We start from the raw sequence: 20,560 nt of genomic DNA, 5'->3' as shown, positions 1-20,560 counted from the left end.
ACCGTGAGCCCATGCGATTCGGGGTGCTGGGGGAGACGTCCGTACGGACCGACGACGGGCGCGACGTCCGGGTCCCGGAACTGAAGGTCCGTATCCTGCTGGCGTCCCTGCTCGCCCGGGCCGGCCGGCCCGTCGCCACCCACCACCTCATCGACGACCTCTGGGGCGACGAACCCCCGGGCAACCCCCAGCGCGCCCTCCAGGCCAAGGTGTCCCAGCTGCGCCGCGTCCTCGCCGACGCCGAACCCGGCGGACGTGACCTCGTCCTCTCCCGCGCCCCCGGCTACCTCCTCGACGTACCCGACGGCGCCCTGGACGCCCACCGCTTCGCCGCACTCGCCGAACAGGCCCGCCGCGCACCCCAACCCCGCGTCCGCGCCGAGCTGTTCACCCAGGCACTGGAGCTGTGGCGTGGCCCCGCCTTCGCCGACGTCGCCGAGCAGCCCTTCGCCCGGGCCGCCGCGACCCGGCTCGAAGAAGACCGGCTCGCCGTCCGCGAAGAACAGGCCGAAGCCCGTCTCGACGCCGGCGAACACGCCCAGCTCGCCGGCGAACTGGCCGAGCTCGTCGCCCTCCACCCCCTGCGCGAACGGCTCCGCTCCATCCAGCTGCGCGCCCTCTACCGCTCCGGCCGCCAGCACGAGGCACTCGCCGGATACGAAGACCTGCGCGCCCGCCTCGCCGACGAACTCGGCCTCGACCCCAGCCCCGAACTCGCCGCCCTCCACAGCGCCCTCCTGCGCCAGGAACTGCCCCCGGCCCACCCGGCGCCCGACGAGCCCCCGACACCCCCGCGCACCAACCTCACCACCCCACTCAGCGAGATCGTCGGCCGCGACGACGCCGTCGCCGAACTCCTCACCCTCCTCGGCACCCGGCGCCTCGTCACCCTCACCGGCCCCGGCGGTGTCGGCAAAACCCGCCTCGCCGTCGAAGCCGCCGGACGGCTGCACGCTGCCTTCCCCGACGGCGTCTGGCTCGTCGAACTGGCCGGAACCGGCGGCGAACTGGCCGAGGTCGTGGCCGCCGCACTCCACCTGCGCGACGACGGCGTCTGGGGCGTACACCCCGAAGGACCGCCCGACGCCGCCCGCCACCTCGCCGACGTCCTGCGCGACCGGCGCACCCTCCTCGTCCTCGACAACTGCGAGCACGTCGTCGACGAAGCCGCCGCCCTCACCGAACTGCTCCTGCGGACCGCGCCCGGCCTCGTCGTCCTCACCACCAGCCAAGAACCCCTCGCCCTCGCCGGAGAGACCCTGTGGGCCGTACCCCCACTCTCCGGCGAAGGCGCCGTCGCCCTCTTCACCCGCCGCGCCACGGCCGCCGCCCCCGGCTTCACACTCGACGGCGACAACCGACCGGCCGTGGAAGGAATCTGCCGCCGCCTCGACGGCATCCCCCTCGCCCTCGAACTGGCCGCGACCCGCGTACGCGCCCTCGGCGCACACCAGCTCCTGGAACGGCTCGACGACCGCTTCCGGCTGCTCAGCGCCGGACAGCGCGGCGCACCTGCCCGCCAGCAGACCCTCCGTGCCGTGATCGACTGGAGCTGGGAGCTGCTCGGCGACCCCGAGCGGGCCGCGCTCCGCCGCCTCGCCGTCCACGCCGAAGGCTGCACCCTGGAAGCGGCCGAAGAGGTCTGCGCCGGAGCCGACGTCGCCCCCGAGGACGTCCTCGGTCTGCTCGTACGGCTCGTCGACCGCTCCCTGGTCGTCGCCGTGGACGGGCCCGCCGGGCCCCGCTACCGGCTCCTCGAATCCGTCGCCGCGTACTGCGCCGAACGGCTGCGGGACGCGGGCGAGACCGACGCCGTACGGGCCCGGCACCTCGCCCACCACCTCGCCCTCGCCGAACGCGCCGAACCCGAACTGCGCGGCGCCGGCCAGCGCACCTGGCTCACCCGGCTCGACACCGAAAGCGCCAACCTGCGCCTCGCCCTCGACGGCGCCCTGGAACGCGGCGACCACGAACAGGCACTACGGCTCGTGGACGCGCTCGCCTGGTACTGGATCCTGCGCGGCCGCCTCGGCGAAGCCCGACGCTCCGCCGCCGCCGCGCTCGCCCTGCCCGGCCCCAGCGCCCTACGGCCCCGCGTCGGCGCCTGGCACATCGGCCTCACCGTCATGACCGGCGACGGCACCGACCGCACCCGACGGATCCAGGACGCGCTCGCCGCCTACCCCCACGACGACGAGGAAGGCAGGACCTGGGCCCGCTGGTTCCTCGCCCACGCCCTCTGCGGCACCGGCGACCTCACCGAAGGTGAGGAGCTGACCGCACTCGCCCTCGACGGCTTCCGCGCCCAGGGCGACCGCTGGGGCGAGGCGGCGGCCCTCGCCGACCGCGGCATCCAGCGCCTCCTCACCGGCGATCTGACGGGCGCCGAGGCCGACGCGGCCCGCAGCGCCGAACTCTTCGCCGAACTGGGCGACGCGTGCAGCGGACTGTGGTCCGTCTACCCCCTGGCCTCCGTCGCCGAGATCCACGGCGACTACCCCCGCGCCGCACGGCTCCAACGGGCCGCCCTGGAGACCGCCCAGGCCTTCGGCCTCTCCACCCAGGCCGCCGACCTCCTCTCCGGCCTCGGCCGCACCGCCCTGCTCACCGGAGACCTCGCCGCAGGCCGCACGTACCACCAACGCTCCCGCGAACGCGCCGCCGAACTCGGCTTCCGCGCGGGCGAGATCAACGCCGTACTCGGACTCGGCCTCGGCGCACGGCGCGAAGGAGCCCTCGCGGAGGCCGAAACACATCTGCGGGCCGTCCTCGACTGGCACCGCCGCGTAGGCCTCGACGGCGCCAACGCACTGATCCTGGCCGAACTCGGCTTCGTCGCCGAGCTCCGCGGCGACCTGCCCGGCGCGCTCACCCTCCACACGCAGGGCTACGAAACCGCCACCGCCACCGGCGACCCCCGAGCCGTCGCCCTCGCCCTGGAAGGCCTCGCCTGCGCCCACGCCGCCACCTCCCCCGCCCGCACCGCCCTCCTGCTGGGCACGGCGAACGCCCTGCGCACCGCGACAGGCGCCCCGCTGCCCCCGGCCGAACGCGCCGACGTGGACCGTGCCCAGGCCCGGGCCCGCGACGCCCTGGGCGAGACGGCCTACGCGGCGGCGTTCACCCGGGGCGGCACGCTCCGGGCGGCGCAGGCGCTCACCGCGGCCGTCGCCGGGCCCGACGGGGCCGAGGAGGGGCAACGCGTGTCCGCCCGGGGGTAGGTGTGCGTCTGCGCGGCGGACGCGGAGCCGGCAGCCTTCGCGCGGCCGGACCTCCTGTGCGCGGCGGCAGCCCCGGGCAGCAGGACGCGACCCGGGCACAACCGCAGGCGGCGTACCGCCACCGCGGCCGCGCCTCGTCCGCGGCGACGACGAGTGGCGGCCACGGCGGATCGCCCGGCCCCTACTCCCTCCGGGACACGATCCCGCGCACCACACCCAGCTCCACCAGATCCTGCGGGCGGAGCCGCAGCTGGTCGGCGGTGGCCGGTGCCTGTTCCGGCGGGCGTTTGAGGATCGCCGCGGCCAGCTCGGGAGCGATCACGGAGAAGTAACTGTCCGGCGTGGCCCACGTGTTGCCCGCCGCGGCCAGCGCCAACGCCCCGCCCGACCCGCCCTCGCCGATCAGCAGCGAGGTGACCGGGACCCTCGCCGCCGCGATCGCGGCGAACGTCTCCGCGATGGCCGGTCCCGCCCCGGCCCGCTCCGCCTCGGCGTCGTTCGCCGCGCCCGGGGTGTCCACGAGGGTCAGGACGGGTATCCCGAGCCGGTCCGCGAGCCGCACCAGCCGCGCCGCGGTGCGGTAGCCCGCCGGCCGGGTCGGCGTCCCGCCCTGCGCGGCGTACGCCACCACCCGCCCCCCGTACCACCCGAACCCACACCGCATCCCGGGATCCACCCCACCACAGCGGTCCCCCCGGATCTCCGCCCGCCCCTCGACGTACGCGTCGAGATACGCCCCCGCGCGACGCCGCTCCGGCGCCCGGGCCAGCGCGACGGCCTCCCAACCGGTGGCCGGGGCCGACACCTCGGCGAGCGCGGGCGGCGGGGGGAGGGGAGCCGCCGCGAGGCGGGGGCCGCCGCCCGTCAGCAGCCGCAGCCACCGGCCCACTGCCGCCCGCAGCTCCGGCGCGGGGACGAGCGCGTCCACATGGCCCGCCGCCCACTGGCCCTCGGCCGTGTACGCCGACGGATCGGCGTCCGGCGGGCGCACCCGCGAACCGGCGAACCCGATCTGCGCCGACGGCAGGGCCAGCACGACATCGGCGCCCGCGCCGACCGTGGCCCAGCCGCCGCCCGTGGCGGGGTCGCGCAGGACCGTCACATGGGGGACCGCGGCCTCCCGCAACGCCACCGTCTCGGCGGCGACGCGCTGGAGCTGGGTCAGGGCGATCATGCCCTCCTGCATCCGGCTGCCGCCCGTCGCGACCAGCGAGACCAGCGGAAGACGGCACTCCCTCGCCCTGCGGTACGCGGCGACCAGCCGGTCACCCGTGCGGTGCCCCAACGACCCGCCCAGGAAGCCGAATTCGAAGGCCACCACCACACACCGCTGTCCCTCGACCACCGCCGTGCCGTGGACGACCGACTCCGACTCGCCGGTGCGGGCGGCGGCCCGCGCGTGCGAGGCGTCGTACCCCTCCCAGCCAAGAGGCCCGTCCGCCGGGCCGCCCGTGACCTCGCCCGTCACATCGTCCGTGAAGTCGTCCGTGAAGTCGTCCGTCAGGAGGGCGATCGCCTCCCGCGCGCTCAGCCGCTCAGCCATGGAGGGCCTTCTTCATGACCTTGCCCATGTCGTTGCGGGGCAGCGACTCGAGGAACCGCACCACCCGCGGCCGCTTGTGCGGCGCCAACTGACCCGACACATGGTCCACCAACTCCTGCCCCGCCGGCGGCTCCGCCGGATCCGCCGCGACCACCCAGGCCACGATCCGCTCACCGAGATCCGGATCCGGCTCACCGGTCACGGCGGCCTCCCGTACCCCGGGGTGGTCAAGGAGCGCGTTCTCGATCTCGCCCGCGCCGATCTTGTACCCGCCGCTCTTGATCAGATCCGTGGCCTTGCGGCCCACGATCCGTACGTACCCGTCCGGGTCGCGGATCGCCATGTCGCCCGTACGGAACCAGTCCCCGTCGAACGCCGCCGCCGTCGCCTCCGGCCGGTTCAGATAGCCGGAGAACAGATTCGGCCCCCGCACCTGGATCTCGCCGACCGTCTCCCCGTCGTACGCCTCGATCACCGAACCGTCCTCCTCCACGAGCCGCAGCTCCACCCCGGCCAACGGCAGCCCCACCGAACCGGGGCGGGGCTCCCCGTCCACCCGGATGGAGGTGTTCATCAGCGTCTCGGTCATGCCGTACCGCTCGATCACCCGCCGCCCGGTCGCCGCGCCGATCCGCTCATGGTCGTGGACCGGCAGCGCCGCCGAACCCGACACCAGCAGCCGCGCCCCGGCCAGGGCCGCCGCCAGGCCGGCGTCGTCGGCGAGGGCCTCGGCGATGCGGTGGTACATCGTCGGCACCCCGAACAGCATCGTGCCGCCCGCGCCGAGCTCCCGCGCCACGCCCTCCGTGGTGAACCGGCCCAGATGACGCACCGCTCCGCCGCGCCGCAGCGGCCCGAGGACGCCGAGGATCAGGCCGTGCACATGGAACAGCGGCAGCGCGTGCACCAGCACGTCGTCCGCGGTCCACGCCCAGGCTTCCTCCAGAGCGTCCAGCGAGGCGGCGACGGCCCGGCGGGGCAGGACCGTGCCCTTGGGCGGGCCGGTCGTGCCCGAGGTGTACACGATCAGGGCCGGCTCCTCCGGGCCCGGCTCCGGCGGCAGCGGCGCGCGGTCGACCGCCGTCACGTCCACGTCCAGCCGCTTCGGCCCGGCGAGACCGTCCGGGAGCACGTCGCCCGGCGCCGCGAGGACCAGCGCGGGGGCGCTGTCGTCGAGGATGTGCGCGAGCTCCCGTTCCCCGGTCCGTGGATTGAGCGGTACGGCCGGCACCCCGGCCAGCAGCGCGGCGACCACCGCGACCGCGGTCTCCAGGGTCGGCGTGGCCCAGACGGCGACCCGCCCCGCCCCGTCGATCCGGGCGGCCAGCGCACCGGCCGCCGAGGCGAGACCGTCGTACGTCAGCGCACGGTCGCCGAAGCGCACGGCGGGTCGGTCCGACCGGGCGGTCAGGGCCGGGAAGAGGGAGCTCACCCTTCGTCCTCCTCACATCGCGGCAGAGCCTGCCGCACGGGGCTGTTCTTCCGGACTCACAAGCCTCAGCATTCTCCCCACTGCGGGCCTACTCGTGCGTAACTCCGCCGAAGGGGAAGCGATGCCGACCTCGTCCCGCCGCCCGTGGCGGGCACCGGTGACCCCGCGGTCACGCCCCCGGCAGCGCCCACGACCACGAGCCCGTCGTACCGCCCTCACCGTCGTCCGTGACGCGCAGCGAGACCTCGTCCGCCGCCGCGATCTCCACGTCGACCCTCGACACCCCGGCCCGGCGGTGTGCCGCCGCCAGTGCGCCCCGCAGGGCCGCCAGGAGCCGGTCCGCCACCGGGGCCGGGACGAGGGTGTCCACCGCCCCGCTGAAGTGGACGGACGGCTGGAAGCCGAGGAGGGCCGCCGCGCCGCCGGTCTCGCGCAGTACCCGGCCCCGGAAGGAGGCCGGGACGTCGGCCGGCGGCTGCTGGAGGGCGAAGATCGTGGTGCGGACCTCCTGGATGGTGGAGTCGAGTTCGTCGACGGCCCGGCCGAGCAGGGCGGACTCCTCGGAGGCGGCGCCCGCCCGGCGGCGCGTCGACTCCAGCATCATCTCGGTGGCGAACAGCCGCTGCACGACGAGATCGTGCAGGTCGCGGGCGATCCGGTCGCGGTCCTCGAAGACTGCGAGCCACTCACGGTCGTGCTGGGCGTCGGCGAGGACGAGGGCCAGTGCGGCCTGGGAGGCGAACTGCGAGGCCAGCAGCCGCTCCACGGCCGTGTACGGCGGTCCGCCACGGCGCCGGGGCAGGGCGAGGGTGCCGATGAGCTTCCCGCCGCTCTGCAGCGGCAGCATCATCGAGGGCCCGAACCGGGACCGTACCGCCGTCGTCATCCGGGGGTCGGTCGCCGAGTCCTCGACGAACACCGGCTCTCCGCCGAGCAGTTGGACCAGGATGGGGGAGCCGGGCGCGATGGTCGTGCCGATCAGGTCGCCCGGGTCGTCATGGGTGGACGCGGCGACGATCTCCATGCCGCCCGTGGCGGTCGGCTGGAGGACCACCCCGGCCGAGGCGTCCGCGAGCAGCCGGGCCCGCTCGGCCACGGTCACCAGCGCGTCGGCCGCGGACTCGCCCGTGAGCAGCGCCGTCGTCACCGCGGCCGCGCCCTCGATCCAGCGTTCGCGCTGCCGGGCGGTCTCGTAGAGGCGGGAGTTGCCGATGGCGATCCCGGCCTGCGAGGCGAGCACCCGCAGCAGGGCGAGGTCGTCGTCCGTGAAGGAGCCGGATCGTTTCTCCGTGAGGTAGAGGTTGCCGAACACCTCCGTGTGGACCCGGATGGGGACACCGAGGAAGGACCGCATCGCGGGGTGCCCCTCCGGCATCCCGCAGGAGCGCGGATCGGTGGTCAGATCGTCGAGCCGCAGCGGCCGCGGGTCCTGGACGAGCGCGCCGATCACCCCTCGGCGCCCGTCGGGGAGCCGTCCGATGCGGCGCCGCTCGGCCTCGGTCAGCCCGGTGGTGAACAGCTCGGTGATCCGGCCGCGCTCGGGATCGACCACCCCGAGCGCGCCGTACCGCGCCCCGGTCAGTTCTGTCGCGGAGTCCACCAGGTGCTGGAGGGCGGCCCGCAGCTCCAGCTCGCTGCCGACGCCGAGGACCGCCTCCAGGAGCTGCGGAAGGCGGGGGGCGGCGCTCCCCGGTTCCAGGGACATGCCCCCATCGTCACCCATCTCGTCCGTACAGGGGCGCGGGGGATCATTCGGGCACGGAGACGGCCACCGGGTCCAGGACCAGCGGCTGGATCCGGCCCTCCAGCATCGCGCCGAGCCCGAGCACGGCACAAATGTCGGGCCGTTCCGCGATGGCGACCGGCATCCCGGTCGCCTCGCGCAGCATGTGGTCGAGGCCCGGCAGCAGGGCGCTGCCGCCGACCATCATGATGCCGCTGTCGGCGAGGTCGGCCACCAGGTCGGGCGGGCAGTCGCGCAGGACCTTGCCGATGCCGTCGAGCACCGCGGTGAGCGGGGTGTGGATGGCGTCCCGTACGGCGGCGGTGTTCACCAGGACCGAACGGGCCAGGCCCGTGGCCACGTCCCGGCCGTGGATCTCGGTCGACTCCGGGCCCTGGACGGTCAGGCCGTTGCCGCTGAGAGCCAGTTGCAGCGGCCGCACGGACTGGCTGGGCAGCATCAGTTCGTGCTGGTGGCGCAGGTGCTGGATGACGGCGTGGTCGATGGCGTCGCCGCCCACGGGGATCCGTTCGGCGGTGACGATCGAGCCGAGCGAGAGCACGGCGACCTGGGTGGTGGCCGCGCCGCACACCATGATCATGGTGGCGGTCGGCTGCTCGACCGGGAGTCCGCAGCCGACGGCCGCCGCGATCAGGGTGTCGACCAGTTCGACGCGCCGCGCTCCGAGCCCGACCAGCGTCTCGATGGTGGCGCGCTGGGCGAGTGGGTCGGCTTCGTGCGGGGTGCAGGCCGCGGCCCGCAGCCGCGGTTTGCGGCGCAGCTGGCGGCGGAGCTTCTCGCCGAGGAGGTGGCGCAGCATCCGCTGGGCCATCTCGATGTCGACGACCGTCCCGCCGGAGACGGGCCGTACGACCCGGATGTAGCCGGGGGTCCGGCCGGTCATCTTCTCGGCGAGGGTGCCGACGGCGATGAGCGCACCGGTGCGGGTGTTCACGGCGGCGACGCTCGGCTCGTCCACGACGAGCCCGGCCCCCTTGACGAAGACGCGGGTGCGCGCGGCCCCGAGGTCGACGGCGACATGGCAACGGCGCAGCTGCTCCAGACTGACTGACACGGCGGTCCTCCCGGGAACGGTAGATGTTCGCATCGTCCGTTCGCGAGGCGCGGCGCGCGCGCTGGGCTGCGCCGGTCGGGGGTGATCGCGGGTGGGGGCGGGGATCCTGACGGCCGTTCAGAGCAATCGTTGCAGCAGGCCCCAGGTGAATTCCGCGACCCGGTCCACCCCGTCGGGGGTGGTGAAGGCGAGGCGCCAGCGGGTCGGGGCGCTGCCCTCCATCGGCCGGGCGGGCGCGAACGCCCGCGCGACCTCGTCGACGGTGCACGACCAGGGCTTCAGGTCGGCTGCCGCACGCAGTGCGGGTCCGGCCGCGCCGGGGGCTCTGACCAGCCATTCGTTCCATACGGCGCCGCCGGGCCCGGCCAGTACCTCGAACCGCAGGTCCGGCCAGAGCGGTACGGGCCACAGCAGCGCGTCGCACTCCAGGTCGCCGATCCGGCGGCGGGCGCGGGACTCGGGTTCGCCGAGCACGGCGCGGTAGCGGGCGAGCGCGCCGCGGCCGCGCGGCGCGCGGGACATGGCCTGCCAGCGGCGGTTGGCCTCGCGCATCTCGGTCAGGGAGGCGCCCAGTTGACGGCGGGCGTCCTCGACGAGCCCGGGTTGGTGGTCGGCCATCCGGCGCAGCAGGACGAGCTGGAAGTCGAGCGGTCCGAAGGGCGCGGCGGCCCCCTTGGCGGGATTCATACGGCCATCCTGCCCGGGTGCCGTGCCGGCGAGTGGGCGCGCCGTGACACAGCGGAGTCCACACAGGATCCACACAGTCACGCCTATCTCAGGTGTCCCGGCGGCACATAATCTGCGGGCGCCATGGATTACTGCCTTCAGTGCCGGCGGCATCTCAACGGCGCCCTGGCCTGTGCCGGGTGCGGCACCCCCGTGGAGGAGCTGCGGTACCACGCCCCCAGCGCCCCCCGGGCGCCCGAGCCCGTGCGTATGCCCGAGCCCGGTCCGGCGGCGGAGACCGGCCACGGCCCCGGGCCCCAGGAGGAGCCCGAGGAGCCCTACGGCCCGGTCTTCGAGCTGGATCCGGTCGAGCGTCCCACCGGGCGGCCGGGCGACGGCGGTCGCGCCGCCCGGCGCGCCGCGTCGCGCCGCGGGCCCGCGCGTCCCCGCCGGGCCCGGCGCCGCCGCGGCCGCAAAGTACTGATCGGCACGGTCGGCCTGCTGATGGCGGCCGGTGCGCTGAGCCTGACCGAGCTGGCCATGGAGCAGCCGGGCGAGGACGGCCCGGCGACCTCGGTGCGCCAGGAAGACGTGGTGGAGACGGAGCTGCCGGCCGAGCCGGAGGGGGTGACCGAGCCGCCGCAGGGGCCGAGCCCGGTGGACCGCCCCGCCTCGGCGACCTCGCCCGCCCCACGGCCCTCGTCGACGTACCGCGGCCCGGGCAAGTCCACGGGACCCGGCGAGGGTGACGGCGACGGCTCGGGGACCGGCACAGGCACGGGTACGGGCAGCGGCTCCGGCGACGGTACGGGCACGGGTCCTGGTGGCGCGCCCGGCGCGGGCGGTACGTCCGGCCCCACGGCCGGTCCGTCCGAGGCGCCGTCCGCCTCCGCCCCGCGCCCCAGTGACTCGCCCGGCGGGCGGCCCACCGCCACGCCTCCGGGCCAGCAGCCGCCGCCCGACCAGGACCCGCCGCCCCCGCAGGACCCGGAGCCCACCCCCACGGAGACGTGCACCCGGTTCCTTTGGTGGTGCGTGTAGCCGCTACGGCGCGGGCGTGTCCACGCCGAGCATCCGGCGCAGCAGATCGCGCAGGACGGTCCGCTCCTCCTCGGAGAGCTGGGCGAGCGGTTCGCGGGCGAAGCCCAGCGACTCGCGCAGCTCGCGCGCGGTACGCCGCCCTTCGTCGGTGGCAGCCGCCAGCTTGACCCGGCGGTCGGCCGGGTCCGGGCGGCGCTCGACCATGCCCCGGGATTCGAGGCGGTCGACGATGCCGGTGACGTTCGACGGTTCGCACTTCAGCTTCTGGGCGATCTTGCGCATGGGGACCGGCTCCAGGGCGAGCAGTCCGAGGACCCGCGCCTGGGCGCCGGTCAGCGCGTGCTCGGCGGCGGCCTGCTCGTACTCCTCGTAGTAGCGGGCCACGACCGAGCCGATGAGTTCCACGACTTCGAGGGTCAGGGGGTCTGTGTGTGGGGCGGCCATGGGCATCATCGTACCCAGATACTTGACAACATGAAATATCCAGGAGCATGGTTGTTTCAGGTAGTGAAGCTTTTTTAGGAGGCCCGCACAATGTCCGTACTTCCCGCGTCCAGCCGCGAATGGCACCTGATCGCCCGCCCCCACGGCTGGCCCACGCCGGAGGACTTCGCCCTGCGCGAGGCCCCTGTCAGCGCCCCGGCCGAGGGCCGTGTCCTCGTCCGTAACCTGCACTTCTCGGTCGACCCGTACATGCGCGGCCGGATGAACGACGTGAAGTCCTACATCCCGCCCTTCAAGCTCGACCACCCCATGGACGGCGGCGCCGTCGGCGTGATCGTCGCCTCGAACGCCGAGGGCTTCGCGGTCGGCGACCACGTCCTGCACGGCCTCGGCTGGCGCGAGTACGCCGACGTCCCGGCCCAGCACGCCACCAAGGTCGACCCCGAGCTCGCCCCGCTCTCCGCCTACCTCGGCGTCCTCGGCATGACCGGCCTGACCGCCTACGCCGGCCTCTTCGAGACCGCCTCCTTCAAGGAGGGCGACGCCGTCTTCGTCTCCGGCGCGGCCGGCGCCGTCGGCAGCCAGGTCGGCCAGATGGCGAAGCTCCGCGGCGCCTCCCGGGTGATCGGCTCGGCCGGCTCCGACGAGAAGGTCGCGTACCTCGTCGACGAGCTCGGCTTCGACGCCGCCTTCAACTACAAGAACGGCCCGGTCCGCGACCAGCTGCGCGAGGCCGCCCCCGACGGCATCGACGTCTACTTCGACAACGTCGGCGGCGACCACCTCGAAGCCGCGATCTCCTCGCTCAACGTGCACGGCCGCGCCACCATCTGCGGCATGATCGCCGGCTACAACGACACCGAGCCGACCCCCGGCCCGCGCAACATGGCCATGATCATCGGCAAGCGGCTGCGGCTCCAGGGTGTGCTCGTGGGCGACCACTACGGCCTCCAGCCGCAGTTCGTCAAGGAGGTCGGCGGCTGGCTGCGCTCCGGCGAGCTGAAGTACCGCGAGACCTCCGTCGAGGGCATCGAGAACGGCGTGGACGCCTTCCTCGGTCTGCTCCGCGGGGACAACACCGGAAAGATGATCGTTTCGGCGACCAGTTAGTCTCGTCCCCAGCCGTCGCGATCGTGGGCGCGAGTCGCGGCGAACCAGAGAAGGAAGAGCAGATGTCCATCCAGCACACCGACGTCCTGTACACCGCTGTCGCCACCGCGGAGAACGGCCGCGACGGCCGGGTCGCCACGGACGACGGTCAGCTCGACGTCGTCGTCAACCCGCCGAAGGCGATGGGCGGCTCCGGCGCGGGCACCAACCCCGAGCAGCTCTTCGCCGCCGGCTACAGCGCCTGCTTCCAGGGTGCGCTCGGTGTCGTCGCCCGCAACGAGAACGCCGACATCTCCGGCTCGACGGTCACCGCCGAGGTCGGCATCGGCAAGAACGACGACGGCTTCGGCCTCATCGTCAAGATCTCGGCGACGATCCCGAACGTGGACGTCGAGACGGCCAAGAGCCTGATCGAGAAGGCCCACCAGGTCTGCCCGTACTCCAAGGCGACCCGCGGCAACATCACGGTCGAGCTCGCGGTCTGACCGCTCCCTCCGGGGTGGCCACGGCCGCCTGGCGAACCGAGCCCTCAAAGGAACGAGGCCCGCACCCCGACCGACCGGGGTGCGGGCCTCGTTCCTTTCAGCAGGTCACCGGGCCAGCAGGGCTCGGCCGACCTGGGCGAACAGGCCCTTCGGGTGGTCGCGGAACAGCGGTTCCGTGCCGAAGAGGGTCACCGGGGCGCCCTTCGCGTGGCCGCTGACCACCGACGCCTGGCCCGCCGCATTCCGGGGGCCGCCCGTGCCATCCTCGGCCGGGCGCCAGTGGCCCGACACGAGCGGGGTGCCCGTGGCGTACGTCTGGTCGGCGCGGACCCCCGCTCCCAGGGCCGTGAACCAGAGCGGCGAGTAGACGAAGGAGTGCGCGGGGGCGCCGCCGGTGACCGGGCCACCCGTGTTCCGGACCCGTACGACGCCGTTCGCGGCGCCGTTGCCCTCGACCGCCGTCACCTTCAGCAGCCCGGCCGCCTTGTTGAACGCGGCGCCCTGGACGCCGACCCCGACCACGCCCACCTTGCTCGCGGCGAGCGCGGCTCGTGCGGCGGGCGTCAACTCGCCGTGGTCCAGGCCCTGGGAGACGTACAGCACATCCGCCCGGCCCCAGTCGAAGCCCGCGTTGAGGATCTCCGTGGAGACCGGCACGACCTCGAAGCCCATCTCCCGCAGCGCGGTCAGCTCACCGGCCGACACCGCCGCCGCGACCCTGGTCCGCTTCAGCGGCGCCACGCCCCGCTCCCGGGTGGCCGTGAACACCACCCCGAGCCGGTCCGCGAGCACCCGCGCCCGGCCGCGCGCCGACGCCGGGACCACCGCCCCGCCGTTCCCGGTGGCACGCACCGAAACCCCCTGCGCGAGCAGCGAGTTCAGCGCGCCGAGCTCCTTCGGGTCGTCCAGCCGCAGCAGCAGGTCACCGCGGGGCGCCACGTACCCGGTCGGCGCGGCCGTCAGGACCTGACGCCCCGACACCTTCACCGTTCCGCCCGTGACCTTGTCCACGCTCGCGCCCCACAGCAGCCCCAGCGACCAGCCCGAGATGTCGTACATCGTGGACACGTCGGCGCTGATGTCCCGCCCCTCGGCGAGGATCACATTGGCCAGCCCCCGCTTGGGCTGGCGCATGTCGACGACGTACGAGCCCGCGGCGTACGGACGCCCGCCGAGCCGGAAGTCCTTGCTCGCCCGGATCACCTTCACGTCGTTGACCAGCAGATGGTCCACGAGCCGCGCCGCGGCCGGGGCCGACTTCTGCGCCCGCCCGGCCGGGATGACGTACGCCTTCGGGAACGTGGTCGTGTAGACGTCCTCCGGCCCGATCCCGGGCACCCCCGGCACCGTCCGCTCCGACACCGGCCGCTGCGCCTCGCCCGCGGCCCCGCGCCGAAACGTTTCGATCTGGTCGGCGAGGACCGAGGCGCGGTTGCGGTACGTGTAGTCGAGGGTGGCCCGCATCGCGGCGCCCGCGATCGCGACGTTGATCGAGGCCCGGCGGCGCAGCTCGGCGACCGGCAGGGTGTCGTACTCCTCGTTGTTCACCGCCATCGGGAACTCGATGGTGTGCGCGGCCACCGCGCCCTGGAAGGGCATGTACTGCGGCGTGAAGATCGGCGGCCAGTCGTCCCAGCCCTCCTTCTCGTCGCGGAAGGGGATGACCGCCGGCCGGACCCCGTCCTTCGCGGGCGTGTACCCGAGGCCGTTGACGGCCTTCTCCATGCCGAGCGCGTTGGCGTAGGAGTTCTTCAGGAAGAGGTCGTACTCGTAGTTTTCGCCGTGCGGCGGGGTGGTCGGCTCGATCAGGGTGCCGTTGACGTAGCCGTGCAGGTCGAGCATGACGGCGGGCTGCTTGTCGACGGCGATCCGCCGGATCGCGCGGGCCTCGGGCTGGGAGCCGGTGATGAAGTCCCGGTTGAGGTCGAAGCCGTTGCCGTTGGCGCGGGTGCCGGCGATCCGGCCGTCCGGGTTGGCGGTGATGTTGAGATGGATCCGGGTCCGCGCCAGCATGCCCGCGGTCGTACGGTCCTTGGCCTTGGCCAGCTGCTCGACGAGCTTCAGGGCCGCGTCCGTGCCCTCCCACTCGTTGCCGTGGATGTTGTTGTTGATGAAGACGGGCGTCTTGTACGCGGCCTTCACCCGCCGGTCCTTCGCGGCGGCCGCGGGCGCGTTCTCGATGAGCTCCCGCATCCGCTCCTGCTCGCGGCTCTGCGCGGCGCTCTCCGGCGCGGTCACGGTCACCAGATAGAGCGCGCGCCCGCCCGCCGAGTACCCGGCGACCTCCACACTGACCCGGTCGCCCAGCTTCTGCAGGGCGTTGAGCTTGGGGGCGAGGGAGTGATACGGGGCGAGGCCCAGCTTGATCGAGGCGTCGGCCGGGTTCACCGGCGGCGCCGGAAGGACCGTCCGCCGCGGGTAGCCGGCGTCCTTCCGCAGCCGGTCGGCGGCGAGGGCCTCGGCCTGGGGCAGCGCCGCCCGGGGCGCCCGGGCCGCGGTGTCCTCGGCCGTGCGCCCGCCACCCTCCCGTACCGGATGCGCCCCGGGCCGTCCGTCGTGGGCCGTCGCGGGCAGCGGTGTCATCAGCAGCGCGCCCGCGACGGCGGCACCGGCCGTGGTGAGCAGAACAGGTCTCCGTAGCGGCATGCGTCCCCAACCTCCGTCAGTGATCAGTACGGAGGGTACTTAACGGCTGGCATTTTTGTACGTGTTACTGCTTTGGCGTGTTCATGAGAGCTGAACTAATCGGCTGGGGTGGCTGGTTGTTCGAGGAGGGAACGGGTGACCTTTCCGGGTGTGGTTCGTTGACCGGTCAGGAGAGGGTCTGGTCCTGGGTGGGGGTGGTCGTCGTGGGTGGGGTGCGGTTCGTTTCGGGTGTGCGTGGGCTTGCCGCGCCGTTCGCCGTTCCGGGCCCGTCGGGGGTGGCGGTGCGTGATCGGCTCAAGGGCCTCCCTGCCGGGGAGATCGAAGCCAACCGCGCCGTGGCCTACCGCATTCACCACGACACCCGGCGCGGGCGCTGGTATCTGACCGCTTCCTGGCAAATCCCGCCCGCACCCACGGTGCCGCTTAAGGCGGCACTCGCGCACGGCGTGATCGGTGTGGACACCAACGCCGACCACCTCGCCGCCTGGCGCCTGGACGTCCACGGAAACCCGGTCGGCAACCCGCGCCGCTTCTTCTACGACCTGTCCGGCATCACACAGCACCGCGACGCGCAGGTCCGCCACGCCCTGTCGCGGCTGCTGAACTGGGCGAAGACCTGCCGGGTGGCGGCGATCGCGGTGGAGGACCTGGACTTTGCGGCGGAGAAGACCCGGGAGAAGCACGGCCGCAGGAAACGCTTCCGGCAGTTGATCTCCAACATGCCCACCGGCAAACTCCGCGCCCGTCTCACCTCCAGGGCGGATGCCACCGGTATCAGCATCATCGCCGTGGACCCCGCCTACACCAGCAAGTGGGGCGCCCAGCACTGGCAGAAACCCCTCACCAGCACCACCCGTAAGTCCACTCGCCACGACGCAGCCGCCGTGGCGATCGGAAGGCGCGCCCAAGGGCACCCGATCCGGCGACGGACGGCACCGCCCCACGACGACCGGAGTGATCGTCGCGGGCATCGGACCGCCCAGGCCCCATCAGGCACCCTCAGGCGTGAGGAACCCCGCCCCCGCATCCCCGGACCACGCACACGATGCGCGCCGCCGGACGCGGAGCGAACGCGGGAGACCAGCGTGCCCAACACCGTTCGGGACACGCGGCTGAGCACAAGTCCTGGCAACAGGACCCACTCCCGCTCAGTCCCTAGGAACGGTCTACCGTCTCAATCCAGGAACAACAAGAGGGCGCCCGGCCAAGGCCCGTCCGACCCGCGGTTAGGGTGGCCGCATGCGTGATCTTGGGGTTGGCTTCGGCTATCTGATGAAGGGCCAGCGGTGGGTGGCCGGGCACGGACGGTGGTTCGGGATCGGGCTGCTGCCCGGACTGATCACCCTCGTGCTGTACGGGGGCGCGCTCGTCGGGCTCGGTTACGGCGCCGACGACCTGGCGGCCTGGGCGACACCGTTCGCCGACGACTGGTCCTCGCCCTGGCAGGGCCTGTTCCGTGGCTTCCTGACCGCGCTGGTCTTCGTCTTCGGGCTGTTCCTCGCGGTGATCACCTTCACCGCCGTGACCCTCCTCGTCGGCCAGCCCTTCTACGAGTCGCTCTCCGAGGAGGTCGACCGCACCGAGGGCGGCGAGGTGCCCGAGTCCGGGCTGCCGCTCTGGCGCGAGCTGTGGATCTCGGCCCGCGACAGCCTCAGGGTCGTGCTGCGGGTGGCGCTGTACGGGATCGGGCTCTTCGCCCTCGGCTTCATCCCCGTGATCGGACAGACCGTCATCCCCGTGCTCGGCTTCTGCGTCTCCGGCTTCTTCCTCGCCGAGGAGCTGACCGCGGTGGCGCTCCAGCGGCGGGGCGTGGAGCTGAAGGAGCGCCTGCGCATGCTGCGCGGGCGCCGCATGCTCACCCTCGGCTTCGGTGTGCCGCTGGCGCTGGCCTTCCTGGTGCCGTTCGTGGCGGTGTTCCTGATGCCGGGCGCGGTCGCCGGGGCGACGCTGCTGGTACGGGACCTGGAGGCGCCGCGTCAGCCGCAGCCGCCGGCGCCCACGCCCGCGCCGTACGGCGCGTCTCCCTCCTTCCACAAGGCCTGATCCGGGCCGCGCTCGCCGAGGGGCGACGCGTTCACAGCGGCAGCTCGGCGAGCGCGAGTCCGGGCGCGGCCGTGCCCGCGTCGGCGAGGACCGAGCCGTCCGGGCCCCAGACCGCGCTGCCGCCCCGGCACTCGCCCTCCTCACTCGCTCCGACGGCGTTGCCGAGGACGACGTGGAGGCCATTGTCCCGGGCCCGGACCGGATAGACCTTCTCGAACGAGTCGTTCTCGGTGTTCAGCACCGAACTCGCCAGATAGACCCGGGAGCCGTCGGCGGCCGCCTGCTCGGCGACCTCCGGGAAGCGGTTGTCGTAGCAGGTCGCCAGCGCGAACCCGACGCCGTCCAGGGTGAACCGGCCCGGCGCCGAGCCCGCGGCGAAGACCTCGTTCTCCCGCCCGTACAGATGTGTCTTGTCGTAGCGGGCCAGGAGCCCGCCGTCCGGGCCGATCACGAGGGTGGTCACGGCGGGACGGCCGGCCGCGGTCCGCACCGGGCCGCCGACGACCGCGACCGCCCCGGTGGCCCGGCACGCCTCGCGGACCGGCTCCAGCCGGGCGTCCTCCTCGGTCAGCCAGAGCGAGGGATCCCGCTGGATGAGGGCCGGTTCGTACCCGGTCGCGGCCAGCTCGGCGAAGACCACGACCCGGGCACCCCGCCCGCCCGCCTCCCGCACGAGCGCCGCCATGGCGCGGACGTTGGCCTCGATGTCGCCGCGTACGGACGTGAACTGAGCTCCAGTGACGATCACGGTCATATCATCGTCCCCATGAGGCCCGGCGCGCCACGGCTCCGGGCCGGGGCGCAGCCGCGCCCGTCTCAGGGGGAGTCGTCCATGGTCGCGCTCGGTGTCTTCTTCGGCCTGCTGGTCGTCGGGGTGCTGGTTCTGATCGTTACGCTGCTGCGGCGCGGCAGTGACCGTACGGAGAACGTGGAGGGGCTGCTCATCGAGCAGCAGCGGCGGCTCCAGGCGCACAGCGACCGGAACACCTACCACTCCGCCGTCGTGCACAACACCCCGCAAGGCATGGACGGCCGCCGGCGTCAGCCCTGACCGGCCGCCGCCACCGCGACGATCGCCCGGACCTGGGCGACGATGTCCAGGCGGTTGCGGACGAACTCCGGGTCGGTGACCGTGCCGGACGCCGGGTCGGTGTTGTCCGGGGCGAACTGAAGGACCGGGGTGTGGACATGGCCGCCGGGCAGCGCGGGGCGGCCGATCCGGTCGCGTAGCAGGGTCGCCCGGTAGGCGATCTCGTTGGAGAGGTAGTTTCCGCCGCCTCCGGCGCGGGCCGTGGATCCGGCGGTCGGTCCGTCGGCGCGGGTGACCGGGGCGCCGCCGGCGGCCGGGATCTCGGTGACCGAGGTGTTGTCGTACACCGGGAAGCGGCCCGTCGGCGCCGCCGTGATCCGCGCGTACGGCAGGGTCGTCGCCGTCCACTGCGGCTGGGAGGCCGGGTCGGGGACCGGGACGGTCTCCGTGCGGGCGACGTTCTCGTTGTCGGGGAAGCCGCCCCGCCACGCGCCGTTGAACCGCTCGATGTCGAACCGGCCGATCCGGCCCTGGCTCACGGTCGTGAACACGTCCGCGCGCGGCAGGACCGGCCGCAGGGCGCGCTCGACCGTGCCGTCGGCGAAGTCCTGCCAGCGGACCGGGAAGACGGCCGTCTCGATCCGGGCCCGCCGGCCGTCCGCGGTGCGGATCCAGGTGCCGTCCAGGGCCAACGCGGACGCGCCGGACGGGTTGCTGATCCGGATGTCCCGGTCCAGCGTGAACGGGTCGAAGCCGGTCAGCACGATCCGCCGGACGCCCTTGCCGGCCGGGAAGTCCATCGAGTTCTGGCCGCGTGAGGTCACTTCGAGCCGGTCGAGGAGGCGGGCGCGGCCCTCGTCGGTCAGCCCGAATCCGGGCTGCCACAGGCGCAGTTCGCGGATCATCGCGAGCCGCGCCCAGTACAGCGGGCGGTCGTCGTCCCGGCTGAGGTCGCCGACGGCAGGGCCGCGGCCCTGCGCCCGGTCCACGGCCCGCCGCCACAGCCCCGCGCCGTGCCGGACGGCGGCCCGCTCGGCCTGCGGGTAGGTCTCGGCGCGCGCGAGGGCCCGGCCGAACTCCCGTGCCGCCGCGTCGAATCCGCTGCGCCGCAGGATCTCCTGCGGCACCGCCCGCTCCAGCCGCGCCTCCTCGACCGTGGCCGTACCGGCGGCCGGGGCGGGCGCGGAGGCAGCGGCGGCTGGCGCGCCGAGGGTGAGTGCGGAGGCGGCGAGGGCGAGGCCGAGGGCGGTGCGTATCCGTGACACGGGAGTCCTTCCGTAGCGGTCCCGGCAGTATCACCGGCCGTACGCAACTCTCGCTACGGTGCCCTCAGTTGTCCCCTTGGTCCGTCCCCGTGCCGTCCTGAGGAGCGGCGCCGCGCAGCAGGCTCAGGAAGTCCCGGAACGCGGCCGGCATGTCCACCGCCCGCGGGTCGAGCAGCCATTGGTACTGAAGGCCGTCCATCACCGCCGTGAGCAGCGGCGCCGCCTGCTCCGGGGTCAGGCCGCCCGGCAGCCGCTCGCCGTACTCCGCGCGCAGGACGTCCGCCATATCTGCCCGGACCTGGGTGTAGCGGTGGGTGAAGAACTCCCGTGCCGGGTGCCCGTCGGTGACGCTTTCGCCGAGCAGGGCGGAGAAGGTCTGCACGATCCCCGGCCGCATCGCGTTGTACTCGACCAGGGAGTCCATCAGCTCCAGCCGCCAGCTCTCACGCCCGGCGCCGCCGCCGGTGTCCCACTGGTCGCGCTCCGCCAGGACCGCGACGAGCAGCGCCTCCTTGGTGGGGTAGTGGTGCAGCAGCCCCTGCTGGGTGAGGCCGACCCGTTCGGCGACCGCGCTCAGGGAGGCGCCGCGGTAGCCGCGCTCGGCGATCACTTCAAGGGCGGCGCGGAGGATCTCCGCGCGCCGCTCCTCGCTCCTGGCCCTGGCCATGCCCGCCCGCCCTCTTTCCGGTCCCTGCCTGCCGACAGGACCGTACGCCATTCGAAAGTCACTCCATGAAGGAGTCACCCCATGAAGGTAACGCAATGATAACGAAACCTACCGAACTACAAGTAGGGGGTCCACCATGGGGCACGCACCAGGACTTCGACGGGGGAGG

General features: G+C 73.7%; 16 protein-coding genes and 1 pseudogene. 7 read left to right on the top strand and 10 right to left on the bottom strand.

Annotation, left to right across the window (positions count from 1 at the left end):
• Positions 1 to 11 precede the first annotated feature (11 nt).
• Positions 12 to 3,221, top strand: a complete 3,210-nt coding sequence (locus tag ACZ7LT_RS03310; protein ID WP_471233514.1) for an AfsR/SARP family transcriptional regulator — start codon at positions 12 to 14, stop codon at positions 3,219 to 3,221.
• Between the two features lie 181 nt (positions 3,222 to 3,402).
• Here ACZ7LT_RS03310 and ACZ7LT_RS03305 read toward each other — a convergent pair whose 3' ends face one another.
• From ACZ7LT_RS03305 to ACZ7LT_RS03285, 5 genes are all read right to left on the bottom strand, one after another.
• The gene (locus ACZ7LT_RS03305; protein WP_471233512.1) at positions 3,403 to 4,764 is read right to left on the bottom strand and encodes a carboxyl transferase domain-containing protein; all 1,362 of its coding nucleotides are present in this window, start codon (positions 4,762 to 4,764) and stop codon (positions 3,403 to 3,405) included.
• Positions 4,757 to 6,196, bottom strand: a complete 1,440-nt coding sequence (locus ACZ7LT_RS03300) for an acyl-CoA synthetase (RefSeq protein WP_471233509.1) — start codon at positions 6,194 to 6,196, stop codon at positions 4,757 to 4,759. Before ACZ7LT_RS03300 ends, ACZ7LT_RS03305 begins: the two co-directional genes overlap by 8 nt.
• Positions 6,197 to 6,365: 169 nt before the next feature.
• Positions 6,366 to 7,901 (bottom strand): GAF domain-containing sensor histidine kinase, encoded by a 1,536-nt coding sequence (locus ACZ7LT_RS03295; protein ID WP_471233507.1) that lies wholly within the window; start codon positions 7,899 to 7,901, stop codon positions 6,366 to 6,368.
• Positions 7,902 to 7,944: 43 nt separating this feature from the next.
• The gene (gene mreB / locus ACZ7LT_RS03290; protein ID WP_471233505.1) at positions 7,945 to 8,994 is read right to left on the bottom strand and encodes a rod shape-determining protein MreB; all 1,050 of its coding nucleotides are present in this window, start codon (positions 8,992 to 8,994) and stop codon (positions 7,945 to 7,947) included.
• Between the two features lie 117 nt (positions 8,995 to 9,111).
• Positions 9,112 to 9,681 (bottom strand): hypothetical protein, encoded by a 570-nt coding sequence (locus ACZ7LT_RS03285; RefSeq protein ID WP_471233503.1) that lies wholly within the window; start codon positions 9,679 to 9,681, stop codon positions 9,112 to 9,114.
• 123 nt (positions 9,682 to 9,804) lie between these two features.
• Between ACZ7LT_RS03285 and ACZ7LT_RS03280 the strand changes: the two genes are divergently transcribed.
• On the top strand, positions 9,805 to 10,701 hold the full coding sequence (locus ACZ7LT_RS03280) for an SCO2400 family protein (protein WP_471233501.1): 897 nt from the start codon (positions 9,805 to 9,807) through the stop codon (positions 10,699 to 10,701).
• Between the two features lie 3 nt (positions 10,702 to 10,704).
• Here the strand turns inward: ACZ7LT_RS03280 and ACZ7LT_RS03275 are convergent, their stop codons facing one another.
• Positions 10,705 to 11,145, bottom strand: coding sequence for a MarR family winged helix-turn-helix transcriptional regulator (locus tag ACZ7LT_RS03275; RefSeq protein WP_471233497.1), 441 nt, complete (start codon positions 11,143 to 11,145; stop codon positions 10,705 to 10,707).
• Positions 11,146 to 11,235: 90 nt separating this feature from the next.
• Here ACZ7LT_RS03275 and ACZ7LT_RS03270 point away from each other — a divergent pair, with 90 nt between their 5' ends.
• Both ACZ7LT_RS03270 and ACZ7LT_RS03265 read left to right on the top strand, forming a co-directional pair.
• Positions 11,236 to 12,255: an NADP-dependent oxidoreductase gene (locus ACZ7LT_RS03270; protein WP_471233494.1), complete on the top strand. Its 1,020-nt coding sequence runs from the start codon at positions 11,236 to 11,238 to the stop codon at positions 12,253 to 12,255.
• Between the two features lie 62 nt (positions 12,256 to 12,317).
• Positions 12,318 to 12,740, top strand: a complete 423-nt coding sequence (locus tag ACZ7LT_RS03265) for an organic hydroperoxide resistance protein (protein WP_471233491.1) — start codon at positions 12,318 to 12,320, stop codon at positions 12,738 to 12,740.
• A gap of 105 nt (positions 12,741 to 12,845) precedes the next feature.
• Here ACZ7LT_RS03265 and ACZ7LT_RS03260 read toward each other — a convergent pair whose 3' ends face one another.
• Positions 12,846 to 15,386 (bottom strand): M14 family zinc carboxypeptidase, encoded by a 2,541-nt coding sequence (locus ACZ7LT_RS03260; protein WP_471233487.1) that lies wholly within the window; start codon positions 15,384 to 15,386, stop codon positions 12,846 to 12,848.
• A 308-nt stretch (positions 15,387 to 15,694) separates the two neighbouring features.
• On the opposite strand from ACZ7LT_RS03260, the pseudogene ACZ7LT_RS03255 reads away from it, so the two are divergent.
• Together ACZ7LT_RS03255 and ACZ7LT_RS03250 are read left to right on the top strand one after the other, a co-directional pair.
• Positions 15,695 to 16,545, top strand: a pseudogene (locus ACZ7LT_RS03255) (IS200/IS605 family accessory protein TnpB-related protein); the annotation flags it as partial.
• Between the two features lie 80 nt (positions 16,546 to 16,625).
• On the top strand, positions 16,626 to 17,429 hold the full coding sequence (locus tag ACZ7LT_RS03250) for an EI24 domain-containing protein (RefSeq protein WP_471233482.1): 804 nt from the start codon (positions 16,626 to 16,628) through the stop codon (positions 17,427 to 17,429).
• 31 nt (positions 17,430 to 17,460) lie between these two features.
• Here ACZ7LT_RS03250 and ACZ7LT_RS03245 read toward each other — a convergent pair whose 3' ends face one another.
• Positions 17,461 to 18,177, bottom strand: coding sequence for a carbon-nitrogen hydrolase family protein (locus ACZ7LT_RS03245; protein WP_471233478.1), 717 nt, complete (start codon positions 18,175 to 18,177; stop codon positions 17,461 to 17,463).
• An 84-nt stretch (positions 18,178 to 18,261) separates the two neighbouring features.
• Here ACZ7LT_RS03245 and ACZ7LT_RS03240 point away from each other — a divergent pair, with 84 nt between their 5' ends.
• Positions 18,262 to 18,480, top strand: coding sequence for a hypothetical protein (locus tag ACZ7LT_RS03240; protein ID WP_471233474.1), 219 nt, complete (start codon positions 18,262 to 18,264; stop codon positions 18,478 to 18,480).
• Here ACZ7LT_RS03240 and ACZ7LT_RS03235 read toward each other — a convergent pair.
• Positions 18,471 to 19,724, bottom strand: a complete 1,254-nt coding sequence (locus ACZ7LT_RS03235; RefSeq protein WP_471233470.1) for a pyroglutamyl-peptidase I — start codon at positions 19,722 to 19,724, stop codon at positions 18,471 to 18,473. The genes ACZ7LT_RS03240 and ACZ7LT_RS03235 overlap by 10 nt on opposite strands.
• 64 nt (positions 19,725 to 19,788) lie before the next feature.
• Positions 19,789 to 20,391, bottom strand: a complete 603-nt coding sequence (locus ACZ7LT_RS03230; protein ID WP_471233468.1) for a TetR/AcrR family transcriptional regulator — start codon at positions 20,389 to 20,391, stop codon at positions 19,789 to 19,791.
• Positions 20,392 to 20,560: the final 169 nt, after the last annotated feature.

This window comes from Streptomyces sp. NPDC039465, assembly GCF_055639315.1.
The sequence above is the reverse complement of the archived record's forward strand: the minus strand, read 5'-3'. Positions and strand labels throughout refer to the sequence as shown.